At 42.5% G+C, this 12,668-nt stretch carries 14 protein-coding genes and 1 pseudogene; 6 read left to right on the top strand and 9 right to left on the bottom strand.

What is annotated here, in order from left to right; all coding sequences use genetic code 11:
• Positions 1–40 precede the first annotated feature (40 nt).
• The 8 genes from H6G83_RS12455 to H6G83_RS12490 all read right to left on the bottom strand — a co-directional run bounded on the left by H6G83_RS12455 (position 41) and on the right by H6G83_RS12490 (position 7,385).
• Positions 41–424, bottom strand: coding sequence for a VOC family protein (locus H6G83_RS12455; RefSeq protein ID WP_190472124.1), 384 nt, complete (start codon positions 422–424; stop codon positions 41–43).
• A 145-nt stretch (positions 425–569) separates the two neighbouring features.
• A complete protein-coding gene (gene aroF / locus H6G83_RS12460; RefSeq protein ID WP_190472127.1) occupies positions 570–1,628 on the bottom strand; it encodes a 3-deoxy-7-phosphoheptulonate synthase in 1,059 nt (352 codons plus the stop codon).
• A 198-nt stretch (positions 1,629–1,826) separates the two neighbouring features.
• On the bottom strand, positions 1,827–3,005 hold the full coding sequence (gene tnpB, locus H6G83_RS12465) for an IS200/IS605 family element RNA-guided endonuclease TnpB (protein WP_190472129.1): 1,179 nt from the start codon (positions 3,003–3,005) through the stop codon (positions 1,827–1,829).
• Between the two features lie 292 nt (positions 3,006–3,297).
• Entirely contained in the window at positions 3,298–3,768 is a 471-nt protein-coding gene (locus tag H6G83_RS12470) for a PAM68 family protein (protein WP_190472132.1), read from the bottom strand.
• A 12-nt stretch (positions 3,769–3,780) separates the two neighbouring features.
• Entirely contained in the window at positions 3,781–4,050 is a 270-nt protein-coding gene (gene rpsO / locus H6G83_RS12475; RefSeq protein ID WP_067763439.1) for a 30S ribosomal protein S15, read from the bottom strand.
• A gap of 158 nt (positions 4,051–4,208) precedes the next feature.
• Positions 4,209–5,873, bottom strand: a complete 1,665-nt coding sequence (locus H6G83_RS12480; RefSeq protein ID WP_190472135.1) for an alpha-amylase family glycosyl hydrolase — start codon at positions 5,871–5,873, stop codon at positions 4,209–4,211.
• A gap of 460 nt (positions 5,874–6,333) precedes the next feature.
• Positions 6,334–6,576 carry a DUF6737 family protein gene (locus tag H6G83_RS12485; protein WP_190472138.1) on the bottom strand — a complete coding sequence of 81 codons (243 nt, stop codon included), beginning with the start codon at positions 6,574–6,576 and terminating at the stop codon, positions 6,334–6,336.
• A gap of 470 nt (positions 6,577–7,046) precedes the next feature.
• Entirely contained in the window at positions 7,047–7,385 is a 339-nt protein-coding gene (locus H6G83_RS12490; protein WP_190472141.1) for an ArsR/SmtB family transcription factor, read from the bottom strand.
• 76 nt (positions 7,386–7,461) lie between these two features.
• Here H6G83_RS12490 and trxA point away from each other — a divergent pair, with 76 nt between their 5' ends.
• The 5 genes and pseudogenes from trxA (at position 7,462) to H6G83_RS12515 (ending at position 11,186) form a co-directional block, all read left to right on the top strand.
• Positions 7,462–7,794 (top strand): thioredoxin, encoded by a 333-nt coding sequence (gene trxA / locus H6G83_RS12495; protein WP_190472144.1) that lies wholly within the window; start codon positions 7,462–7,464, stop codon positions 7,792–7,794.
• Between the two features lie 110 nt (positions 7,795–7,904).
• The gene (locus H6G83_RS12500) at positions 7,905–8,336 is read left to right on the top strand and encodes an SDR family NAD(P)-dependent oxidoreductase (protein ID WP_190472147.1); all 432 of its coding nucleotides are present in this window, start codon (positions 7,905–7,907) and stop codon (positions 8,334–8,336) included.
• A gap of 572 nt (positions 8,337–8,908) precedes the next feature.
• Positions 8,909–9,241 (top strand): annotated as a pseudogene (locus H6G83_RS12505) (SDR family oxidoreductase); the annotation flags it as partial.
• 124 nt (positions 9,242–9,365) lie between these two features.
• Positions 9,366–10,457: an alkene reductase gene (locus tag H6G83_RS12510; protein WP_199328408.1), complete on the top strand. Its 1,092-nt coding sequence runs from the start codon at positions 9,366–9,368 to the stop codon at positions 10,455–10,457.
• A gap of 63 nt (positions 10,458–10,520) precedes the next feature.
• Positions 10,521–11,186: a nitroreductase family protein gene (locus H6G83_RS12515; protein WP_190472149.1), complete on the top strand. Its 666-nt coding sequence runs from the start codon at positions 10,521–10,523 to the stop codon at positions 11,184–11,186.
• 59 nt (positions 11,187–11,245) lie between these two features.
• Here the strand turns inward: H6G83_RS12515 and H6G83_RS12520 are convergent, their stop codons facing one another.
• Positions 11,246–12,118, bottom strand: coding sequence for a 6-carboxytetrahydropterin synthase (locus H6G83_RS12520; protein WP_190472152.1), 873 nt, complete (start codon positions 12,116–12,118; stop codon positions 11,246–11,248).
• Between the two features lie 259 nt (positions 12,119–12,377).
• On the opposite strand from H6G83_RS12520, the gene H6G83_RS12525 reads away from it, so the two are divergent.
• Positions 12,378–12,650 carry a hypothetical protein gene (locus H6G83_RS12525; RefSeq protein ID WP_190472155.1) on the top strand — a complete coding sequence of 91 codons (273 nt, stop codon included), beginning with the start codon at positions 12,378–12,380 and terminating at the stop codon, positions 12,648–12,650.
• The last annotated feature ends 18 nt before the right edge of the window (positions 12,651–12,668 follow it).

The raw sequence follows: 12,668 nt of genomic DNA on the forward strand, positions 1-12,668 counted from the left end.
TGATTTTCTTCCTGCCCTCGGCCTACGGCCTCCTGCCTTCTTAATTATTACCTGTAATAGCTTGATGCAAAATCAGACGATTGCCGTCTGGGTCGTAGGCGTAAATTTCTCGACCGTGGGAGGCGATCGCAATTTCTCCTGGTGGCGGATAACCTAAATTGGTGATGTGTGCGATCGCAACTTCTAAGTTATTTACCTCTAAACACAAACTTACCTTACTTTTGGCTGCATTTTGAAATTCTAACTCGTGAGTTTGTTTAGGTTTAAAAATTCCCAATCGCATTCCAGCCAGATTAAACTCAGCATACACATTGGGGATGTTGGTTATTGGTTGTTGTTGTAATAAGTTAGTGTAAAAATTGACTAGCTTATCAAGATTGATTGTTGCCAGAGTCATCAGTGCTGTTGTGTAGTTAATGGTCATTGGTCAGTAGGCAGTTGACAGTTATCAGGAAGCTTCCCCTTCCCCCTTCCCCCTTCCCCTTTCCCCCTTCCCCTTTCAAGAAAAAGGAGTATTTAGCGTGCTAAACACTCCTTTTTTTAATCAATAAGTTGACTTAAATCTATTTTTATGCTATTGCAGCTACTGGTTGCGGCCAGCGTCCTACGGCTTTACCTATAACTGCTAATTCTTGCATTAAATGGTCGAAACGCTCTGGTGTCAGGGATTGTGGCCCGTCGGATAGGGCTTTTTTAGGATTGGGGTGTACTTCTATCATCAGGGAATCGCTACCAGCTGCGATCGCCGCCATAGCCATTGAAGGCACAAACTCAGCCCAACCTGTACCATGACTGGGGTCAATCATAATAGGTAGGTGAGTCAACTTCCGCAATACCGGCACGACCGACAAATCTAGAGTATTACGTGTATACTGACGGTCAAAAGTACGTATACCCCTTTCGCATAAAATTACATTCGGGTTGCCTGCTGCCAGAATATACTCGGCTGCCATTAACCAATCTTCAATAGTAGCAGCCATACCCCGCTTCAGCAGCACTGGCTTTGGTTGCGCCCCTACTTTTTTCAGCAGGGAGAAATTCTGCATATTTCTTGCGCCTACCTGAATAACATCAGCCACTTCCGCGATAATTTCCAATTCCGCCGCGTCCATAACTTCAGTGATCACACCCAAGCCACTAACTTCTCGCGCCTTTGCCAACAATTCCAAAGCACTTTCGCCATGTCCTTGGAAGGCGTAAGGGGAAGTACGAGGCTTATACGCACCACCGCGCAAAAACTTAGCTCCAGATGCTTTGACGCGCTGCGCCGTCTCAACGATCATTTCCTCATTTTCGACAGAACAGGGGCCAGCCACCACCACCAAAGGATGATGTTCACCAAATATAACTGGGCCATCAGGCGTATTCACCACCACTTCCGAAGCTTCGCCATGACGATATTGACGGCTAGCTCGTTTATAAGGCAATTCTACTCGTAATACTTGCTCAATCCAAGGGCTAACTTCCTGAATTTGTAAGGGATCTAAATCGGCAGTTTCCCCTACTAAACCAATTACAACTTTGTGTTTGCCGACAATTTTTTCTGGTGTCAGCCCCCAACTACTTAATTCTTCACTAATACGGTTGATTTCCACTTCCGGGGAACCAACTTTCATGACTACTATCATATAAAAATCCTTAATTAATAGTGATCAGTATTTGAGTCAGGGGACTGGGGATTGGGTACTGGGGACTGGGTAGTGATAAGTAAGTAGTTCTTCTGCCTCCTGCCTCCTGCCTCCTGAAAAACAATAGGCTTTATCCTGGTTCTTCTATATTAATTGCTGACCTGATCAACGATTTAAAGTGAAGTACCACAGGTTTCGCTACGCTGCACCTGTGGCTTCCTGTCCTGAACCAGTATCTCGGTTCATACCTAGTATCTCAACTAGCTGATCAGGCGTAAATTTCCCTTCTTCCAAGGGTATTTTTGACTCAGAGAACAACATCAGGTTGAGGGCAGCATTAATATCTCTGTCCCAAAAACTTTTGCACTCTGGACACTCCCACTCACGAATGGCAAGTGTTAAATCTTGTTTGATGTAGCCACAATTAGAGCATCTTTTTGAACTGGGAAAAAATCTGTCTACATAATGAACTTCACAACCGTAGACATCTCCCTTGTATTCCAACATTGTGAGGAAATTACCCCACGCTACATCGCTTATCTGTTTGGCGAGTTTACGGTTTTTTACCATTCCCTTAATATTTAGACTTTCTGCTGATATTCTTTGGTTCTCGGATACCAGTTTCAGACTAATTTTGTGTTGGTAATCTTGCCGTTGTAATCGTACTCTTTCGTGAATCTTAGCTACAGCCAATCTAGCTTTACTGCGATTACTAGAGCCTTTATTTTTTCTGCTTAATCTCCTCTGTCTTATTTTCAGTCGGCGTAAAGATTTTTGAAAATACTTAGGGTTCTCAAACTTATCACCCTTTGATGTGATTGCAAATTCTTTGAGTCCTAAATCCAAACCAATCTTGTCACCATTCAAAGGTGCATGAGGGATATCTTGCTCGGTTACTATTGATGCGTAATATTTACCAGATGGGATCTTAAATATGGTGACATTTTTTGGTGTTCCTAACATCTCCCTATGGATTACCATCTTGATAGGTGTCATCTTAGGGAGATTGAGAAACCCATTATTGTCTATTAAAAAGTGTTGTGGCACTCTGAAAGATTGCCGATTGCTTTTCTTTTTAAAGTTTGGGAATCCTCCTACCTTTTTAAAAAATCTAACAAATGCTGACTCTAAATCCTTAAGAGTCTGTTGTAATGCTTGGGAGTTAACCTCTTTAAGCCATTCAAATTCTGACTTTAAACCTGTTAAAAGCTTTGCCCATTCTTTGTAACGCAGAGACTTTTTAGACTCAGCGTAAACATCTGTCGTGAGTCTCAAAAAATGGTTGTACACAAACCTGGAGCAACCAAAACACTTTGCCAAAAATGCTGATTGCTCTTTATTTGGATACAGTCTGAATTTGTAAGCCTTATTTCCCATGAGGCTTAATATACAATACTTATCCAATTCAAGTCAATTAGTTAAGTGCCATAGACTTTGGCTTTGCTCTCCCATGCCACACTCCGCTACGCTGCGTATGGTGTCGAACCGCAAAGATGATAAATACTTATACTATAAAAAACTTGAGCGCCCAGTGCCTTTTACTACTTATGGGATTTAGTGGCTGATTTATCAGCATTTGGTAATGTTGAAGTTATGCAAATATAAACTTCAACATTGACTCCAACACTTACCCAACAAGAAAGTTATCTGAACACTTGAGCGCCGTTTTTTACGCCTTTTTTTGTCGCGTTTCGCGCCAACCTTCTACCATGCGTCCCCAGTTGGTGCTAAATTCACCTAAACCGAAAAGACTACCCTCTCTTTCCACATCCCAAGAGGCGGAGAGAACGCCATAAGTAATACCCAACACACCCAAACCAAAAAGTCCCATATTCACTAATAAAACAGCGATGGGAGCTAGTTGGATATGAGCATAAGTAGCTAGCAAATAGCTAACAACTAAGGTAGCAATACCCAAAGCTGTGGGTATACCGCAAAATGCGGCTACACGCCGGATCATTCTCTGGCTTACCACTTCGGGAATTGCCATCTCTTGTTTAGTGTAGAGTCGCGGCTTTTTATCTTGCTTGTCAGCTTCTTTTAGCTGTACTGCTGGCTGACTGGGAGCTTTTGCAGGTTTTTGGCGCTTTTTTTTCGGTTCAAAAGGCAAACGACTGCGTTCAGATTCTTCAGCAGGCATAAAAGGTAGTCCCTATCCACGAATACCGAGACGACTAATCAAAGCTTGGTATTTTTCCCGACTTTCTTGTTGCAAGTAAGCCAGAAGGCGCTTGCGATGACCAATAAGTTTTAACAAACCCCGGCGGGAAGAATGGTCTTTTTTATTGGCTTGCAAATGCTCACTAAGGCGGTTAATGCGCTCGGTTAGCATAGCGATTTGGACATCGGTAGAACCGGTGTCAGTTCCATGCACTTGGAAGTTATTAATTATTTCTTGTTTGCGCTGTTGCGTCAGAGCCATGATTGATTCAATTTATATTCGTTCTAAATGTATGCAGCAGTCTCTCATCATATCACAGGGGATTGGGGATTGGGGATTGCGGACTAGGGAAGGGGGAAAGGGGAAAGGCACAACTAATAACTGATAACTGATAACTGTCAACTGTCACCTGTCAACTGTCAACTAACAAATACTTTTGCTTCGTAGCTGGGTAAGTCAGTTACTAAAGTCCCGTCTGTAATTGTGATTTCGTCGTTGGTGAAGAAGTCTCGCCAAGTTTCAGCCGTAGGGAATTGAGGAATTTGATAGTAGCTGAGATTGTTGGCTGAGAAGTTAATAATGACTGCTACGCAGGAACCTTGGTCACTCCAGCGAACGTAGGCGAGAATTCTGGCGGCGGGGTTTTCGTGGAAGAACTCTATGTTGTCGCTTTGTAAGGCTGGTGTTTCTTTGCGTAAAGCGATGAGTTTTTTATAGTAATCGAGTAAATCTTGATTTTGGTCGTTGTTTAATAATGACCAATTAATTCTTTTGGGTTGGGTGACATCTTCGCTTTTGCGCTGATATTCGCCAAACTCTTCTCCCATCCATAGCATAGGTATACCCACGGTTGTCATGAGAATAACGGCGGCTAATTTGGCGCGTCTAAATGCGTCTTCGTCAAAGATACCGCGATCGCCTAATTCTCGCATCAATCTCTGGCGATCGTGTGTTGCTATATAATTAATCACGTTTGTAGCCGTCGCATACCCTTGTTGTTTCGGGTCTAATGCTGGTTTGAGTTGTTCTAAATCAAATTGTTCGCCTGTAATGTGGGGAACAAGAAAGTAGTGGAAACTTTCATGCCAACAAGCATCCAATGGCCCATCTGGTTTAACTACTGTACTAGTATCAGGAATGTGTTCGGCAATGTTAAAGAAAGGTTTAGAACCAGCAGTCTCTTGTGCTTTTTGTGCTATCCAAGTTAAAAATTCAAAGTTAGCTAATTGACGAACTGCATCAAAACGAATCCCATCAAGGTGATATTCACTAACCCAAAACTGCACCACATCACCGACATATTTCCACGCGGGTTTGATATCTAATTTTTCATCATAGTTATTGTAATTAAACTCTGGCCCCCAATAATTATCCGGGTCTTCTGGATAATGCCGATATTCATAATACCAATAATTGCGGTCAATCAGCATTAAGGGGCATTTTTCATCTGTATGATTATAAATCCCATCCATAAAAACACGAATGCCTCTACTGTGGCACTCGTCAATTAATCGTTTTAAATCTTTCGTTGAACCGTAACTAGATTCTGTTGCCCAGAAGTGACGGACTTTGTAACCCCAGCTATAATCACCAGGATACTCATTGACGGGCATCAATTCAATGGCATTAATTCCCAAATCACTCAGATAATCTAACTTTTCAATTACTCCTAAATATTTGCCACGTTTATTAGGATCGGATTCATCACCTGTAAAGTCAGCAACGTGCATTTCATAAATGACTAGTTGATGATTTTCGGGTAAAGGCACATGATCATATTGCCAAATATAGTCATCAACAATGCGCTGCCCATCTTTAATTCTAACTATTCCATAGCCTTTTTCTTCATTTACATCTGTGGCGTAAGGGTCAATGATATCTAGCCATTCATCTTGGTGATTTGGGCTGTTTGATTTAACCCGAAATTTATATTGATAAATACCGTCTTTTAATTCTAAAGAAGTACGAAAATAACCATCATCAGTTTTTTCCATTGGTATTTCTCTTTCTTGAGAAAAATAGCCAATTAGAGATGCTTGTGTATTTTGAGGAGCAAATAGGTTAAATTCAATGGAATTGGACATTTTAGGAATTGCATATATTTTAATTCATCTTATTCTGTGTAATTACTAAAAACTTCTTTCTTCAGTAATAAGAAATCATCCGCTTTCACTCCTATGGTTGGGGAAAAAAGGATGATTTTTAATGATACTATAAGATTCCTAGATATTTTGAAATATTCGTAGGGCGCTGCACTGCCCACCTTACTAGGTTTCTTAATTACGCGAATTAAGTAGGTGTTAACCTTTCCGTGGGATATTGCGAATTGCCATAAGCCCCAACGCATAATTATTCTGAAGGCGCATTCGGTTACAGTTGCAGATATTACATTGGATTGATTGACTAGGTTTAATCCTCCCTATTACCTTGATTAAAGGTTTGTAGTAAGGACTTTAGTCCTTTTTTGAGAACTAAAGTCCATACTACGAACTCAATTGTAATAAATTCACATTACTTAACATAGTTTGATTTATTTTCGACCACTTACTTATTGAAATCATTTTGATAAGATTCCAAAACCCCACTGCGAATCATCAGTTGCGGCCAAATCAACAAAAAGAAACCCATCCAAACCAATACAGGAATAGCAACTATTACAGTCACCCAGATAATTTTTAATAGTAACCAACTACCAATAATTAGCGTTACACCCGTCAATAATATTGACCAAGGCTGACACCACCAGGGTTTATAATCCCAAGGATTAAGAGTTTTTTGCTCAGACATAAGTTATATTAAGTTTCCCTAATTATTTATAATATGGTTAGTTTGAGCGGTAATAGATAACAACTAATAACCCAAGTTGCGGGTAATAGAAGATAAAAGAGGATATGGAAAGTGTAGGCACAGTCAAGTCGCTTCTCTACGAGACGCTACGCGAACGCTGCAATTCACTCATTCACGCATTCACTCATTCACGCATTACAATCCCCATAAATAAATTGAGGCGGCTCAAGACAAGGAATTTTTTGCCTTGTGCTTACGCATCTCGGCAAAATTGTTTCTACATTGTCCATAAATAAATTTAGCGCGAAGTCAGAGCGCCGGCTTCCGGCGATCTGAACTTCCCTACGGGACGCTACGCGAACGTAAGAAGGGGCTTGTATCCTTTTCATCTTCGGTCAGCACGACGCACTAGGCGCACACGCTTGATTTGCTTGATGTCGCTAAAATTAGGGTATAGCCACCAAATTAGACTACTTGACAACTACTGACGGTTGACAAGCCAACAACGGTTGAGCCGACCGCAGTACCGCCTCCATTAACCCTGGAAAAAGTACTTCTAAGTCTTCACGCCGCAATGTATTGATGTGCTGTGTCCCTTCTTTACGAGTCATCACTACACCCGACTCTCGTAAAATCTTAAAGTGGTTAGACATGGTGGATTTAGCGATCGCAAAATCAAATTCAGCACAACACTGCTCTCCTTTGGTTGCTAACAGCCTCACAATCTCCAATCGTACTGGATCGCCTAAAGCATACAGCACTCCTGGTAAGGAAATGTCTTTTCGGTCTGGATGATATAAAAATCTCATACTTGCATTATCTCTTAAAATGACTTATATTTTAATTATTCGATAATATCGAACAAACGAATTAAGGTTGAGAACCATGTCATCCGTTACAAATGTCACAGAAGCCACATTCAAGCATGAAGTGTTGGACAGCAGCGTTCCCGTGTTAGTAGACTTTTGGGCCCCTTGGTGCGGCCCTTGTCGGATGGTAGCGCCAGTGGTGGATGAAGTTGCGAACCAATACAACGGACAAGTCAAAGTAGTCAAGCTGAATACAGATCAGAATCCCACCGTTGCCAGCCATTATGGCATCCGCAGCATTCCTACATTAATGGTTTTTAAAGGAGGAAGGCAAGTTGATACAGTTGTCGGGGCTGTTTCTAAGGTGACGTTGACTAAGACTTTAGCACAGCATATTCAAGAACAGTAATATTGGCAGAAAGGGAGTGGAGAATAGGCGAGTAAATAATGCACTGATGTCTCCCACATCCCCAGCCTTCATAGACCAGTTAGTTTTCAAGTAACCAAGGAAAGAAGCTAATGGACTTAAAATTACAGGGTAAAACCGCGCTCGTGAGTGGTTCAACCGCAGGTATTGGTTTAGCTATAGCGCAAGCACTAGCCCAAGAGGGTGCATCAGTCATTATAAATGGTCGCACAGAACAAAGGGTAGCTGAAGCGATCGCCAAAATTAAATCTAGTAATTCACAGGCTCAAGTTACAGGCGTGGTAGCTGACGGAGCAAGCAAAGCGGGAATAGAGCAAATGTTGCAGCAAGTTCCCGATGTAGATATTTTGATCAATAACTTGGGTATCTACGAACCAAAAGCATTTTTTGAGATTACTGACGAAGACTGGTTACATATATTTGAAACTAACGTCCTCAGTGGAGTGCGTCTGAGCCGATACTACCTGCAAAAAATGCTAGAGCGAAACTGGGGGCGAATCATCTTTATCGAAAATTTGGGTTGAAAACCCCGTCCTTATAGGACGGCTTTTGGTAGAATATGGTTGTGGAAGGGTAATCAACCACTGAAAAAACCCTATTGCTGCCTAATACGCAGAAGCTGAACCTTGACAAATGAATCTTGCTGGTTCTACTTCGTAGTTCTAGTATCACCTGGAAGTAGGTAAAAGATTTACAGGTACTAGACGAACAGCATTGTACAGAAGCGATTAATCGCTTCTCTACCAAACAAATATTGCACACTGTGCAACTATGGTCGGGCAGACCAAAAGTTAACGCTTGGGGAGAGAACCACCTCTGGCACAAGATACCGCAAGGAATCGGGCGCTAAGTGGACTCATTGAACCAAGAATCCCCTGCCTTTTTAAGCAAGTGAGCGAAAGCGAAACTTGGTTAGGCAGGGGAGTGTCAAATCTAGTGAATCTGCAATACAAATTCCTGTGGAGATGATTCATTATGGGGCGTTGCTGAATTAGAATATGAAATCGCAAAATGACCGTCCTTTTTCTTTGTAACTTAGCGCCTTTGCGCCTTTGCGTGAGACAAATTCATATCTTGATTCAGCAACGCCCATTATGGTACAACTAAAACCGCGCAACTAGCTATTTCTAGAGGTTTGGCAGAAATGACAACTGGTAGCCAAGTCACAGTCAACTCAGTGCTACCAGGGCCGACACGCTCAGAAGGAGTTGAAGAATTTATTCAAAAAATCGCCAGCGATCGCAATATTAGCGCATCGGCAGTTGAAACAGAGTTCTTCCAAGATTTGCGCCCATCATCTTTAATCAAACGCTTTGCAACTAACGAAGAAGTAGCAAATCTAGTACTCTATCTATCCAGCCCTTTAGCCTCAGCCACCAATGGCGCAGCCTTGCGCGTCGATGGTGGTGTTGTTCGCTCAATCATTTAATAGTAGCAAATTCCCAATCCCCAGAAAGGGCAAAGGCCATAACTTCTTCCCTTTCCCCCTTCCCCCTTCCCCCTTCCCCCTTCCCCATTCCCCCTTCCCCTTCCCTCAATACCTAATTAAAATCATGTCTACAAACTTATTTTCTCCTTACCAATTGGGTGACTTAGAACTACCCAACCGCGTCGTCATGGCTCCCTTAACCAGACAAAGAGCTGGGGAAGGAAATGTACCACATCAACTCAATGCAACTTACTATGCTCAACGTGCTTCAGCTGGATTGATTATTACCGAAGCTACCCAAGTGACACCCCAAGGACAAGGTTATTCTTACACACCAGGGATTCACTCTCCAGAGCAAGTAGCAGGTTGGAAATTAGTCACTGAGGCTGTACATCAAAAAGGTGGTAAAATCTTTCTGCAATTGTGGCACGTTGGTAGAATTTCTCATCCTGACTTTCAACCAGATGGAGCATTACCCGTAGCACCTTCTGCTATTACTCCCAAAGGTGAGATATTAACTTTTGAGGGCAACAAACCCTATGTTACCCCTCGTGTATTAGAAACATCAGAAATTCCTGACATTGTAGAACAATATCGCCAAGGAGCAGCAAACGCCCTAGAGGCTGGGTTTGATGGCGTAGAAATTCATTGTGCCAATGGTTACTTACTTGACCAGTTTCTCAGGGATAGTACGAATCACCGTACAGACAAATATGGCGGTTCAGTCGAGAACCGCGCCCGACTGTTGTTAGAAGTAACTGAAGCGGTGATGACTGTGTGGGATTCTCAACGGGTAGGAGTTAGACTATCGCCTAGTGGGACATTTAACGATATCAATGACTCTAATCCTTGGGAAACTTTTGGTTACGTGGCTCAAGCCTTGAATCGGTTCAACTTGGCATACTTGCATATCTATGAGGCTACAGAGGCAGATATTAGACATGGCGGGAAAAATTTACCCACCAGCCATTTGCGAGAACGCTTTACAGGTACACTGATCGTTAATGGTGGTTACACTCGTGAAAAAGCTGATGCTGTACTAGCAAACCAAGCAGCAGATTTAGTCGCCTTTGGTTCTTTGTTTATCTCCAACCCAGATTTGCCAGAACGCTTGGCGCTGAATGCACCGCTAACCCAGCCAGATCCCTCAACCTTTTATGGGGGTGGAGAAAAAGGTTACACAGATTATCCATTTTTAGAACTAGCTAGCAAATAACTAGGAGTTATTGTACTGTGATTGTCAATTGCTAGTTGTGCGTAAATTACACGGGAGAATCTCATGAGTACCATCACCCAAACTCAAGCTTTAGATGTACCTAGCGCGATAGTTCAACGTCGCTCAATCAAAACCTTTAAAAAAGACGCGATCGCACCAGAATTATTAAAACAACTGGTAGAGTTAACCATAGCCGCACCCAGTAGCTTTAATACTCAAAGTTGGCGAATTATTCTCGTTCAAGATGAGGCAAAAAAAGCAGACCTCGCCGCCGCCGCTTGGAACCAGAAACAAATTATTGAAGCACCAGTCACCTTTGTCTTTGCTGCCGATCCCAATGCTGGCGAAGCAGACTTAACCCCAATTTTTGAGACGGCTTCAGCGACTGGAGCCTGGAATGAAGGCACAATCAATTATTTTAAAAACGCCATCCCCCAATTTCAAGCAGGGTTAGGAGATAAACGCCGGGAATATGCAGTTAAAGATGCAATTATTGCGGCGACTCATTTGGTATTAGCCGCCGAAAGTTTGGGCTTGTCTACCTGCTTTATGAACGGTTGGGTGGAAGACAAAGTAAAAGAAGTGATTGGCGCGGGGGATGACTCGGATTTAGCGATCGCAGTTTTGGTTCCCGTCGGTTATGCAGCAGAACCCCGCCTAAATCCAGGTCGTTTGCCCTTGTCTAGCAACGTCTTTGTAGATACAATTAATAATCCCTACATTGAATAATAGTAGGGGCGCACAGATGTGCGCCCTTAACCATGTATTTGTATCCAGACTTGTATAAATTAAATCCGCGCCAACTGTGGTTCTGGTATTGCTGTACTGGCGCTGGTAGATTCTGAATCAGTGCTGTAGATTTCACAGGAGTTATTAGGACTCTCGATCAGCTTCACCTTGTAAAGCTTGGCTCCTAATTCTTGAATAGGCGATCGCAGTATATTACTGATATACAAAGCGATATTCTCAGCCGTTGGTACAACTTCGGCAAAGTAAGGAATATCCTTGTTTAAAAATGTGTGGTCAAATGGTTCCACAACATAATTGTCAATCACTTGATACAAAGCACCTAAATCCACAATCATCCCGGTGCGTTGATCAATCTCACCTTTAACAGTCACTTCTAAATGATAGTTGTGTCCGTGACCGTGAGGACGCGCACATTTACCATAAATTTCCGTGTTGTCTTCTTGGCTGAGATGGGGATGAGCCAGCCGATGGGCGGCGCTAAAGTGAGTACTAACAGTGAGGTAAGCTTCCATTCCGTTTCCTAAATAATCTGCCCAAAGTTCAGGATGTTCAAACAACTGTACGCGGACTAGAGGCAAGTGAGGTGCTAGTCGCTGCCAGATAACCCGTGCGATATTTTCTGTCGTTGGCAAAGTTTGACCAAATTCTGCCCAGACATCGTTGAGATAGGAGAAGTCCAATTGGCTGGTAACTTCTCGCTTGATGACTTGTTTCACATCAGACAAGTTCAACACCATACCATATTCATCTAGTTCTCCCGCCAGGGAGATAAATATGACATAGTTGTGTCCATGCCCTGGAAACCGAGAGCAAGCGCCAAATTTCTCAATATTTTCGGCTTCACCCAGTTCTGGCAACCAATAGCGATGGCTAGCCGAAAACTGAGCGCGGCGATTTACGATACATTGCATGAGTACACTGGGAGCAAATTTTAAACTTTCTTAATCTTTCACTGCTACCAGCATAAACTAATTTTTTCGTCATTGGTCATCAGTCATTAGTCATTAGTGTATGGATTTTTCACTATTGACTATAGAGGATTCCCTCACTGCGCTACATGAGGTTGAGCGTTGCCATTGCCTATTTTTTGCCCTTGGCAAAGAAAAACGATTGACGGTAGCTTGTGTTTTAGAATAATGGCATAAGTTAATTAAAACTTCCACATTACCTATGTCTTACCCTAAATTGAGCGGTGAAGAAATTACCCAACGTGGTAGAGCAATCTATGAAAAGAGCATTCGTCCTCAAGTAGAGACAGCACAGAATATTGGCAAAATTATTTCTATTAATGTGGAAACCGGTGAGTATGAAATCGGTGATGATCTCATAGCCACAAGTCGCCAATTACAAGTCAAGCAGGCTGATGCAGCAATCTGGGCAGGACGGATTGGTTTCAATGCAGTCTATGCTGTTGGTGGTACATTAATCAGGACGGCATCGTGATAAATGGAACCGTAGTTG

Source organism: Anabaena azotica FACHB-119, assembly GCF_014697625.1.
Lineage (GTDB): Bacteria > Cyanobacteriota > Cyanobacteriia > Cyanobacteriales > Nostocaceae > Trichormus > Trichormus azoticus_A.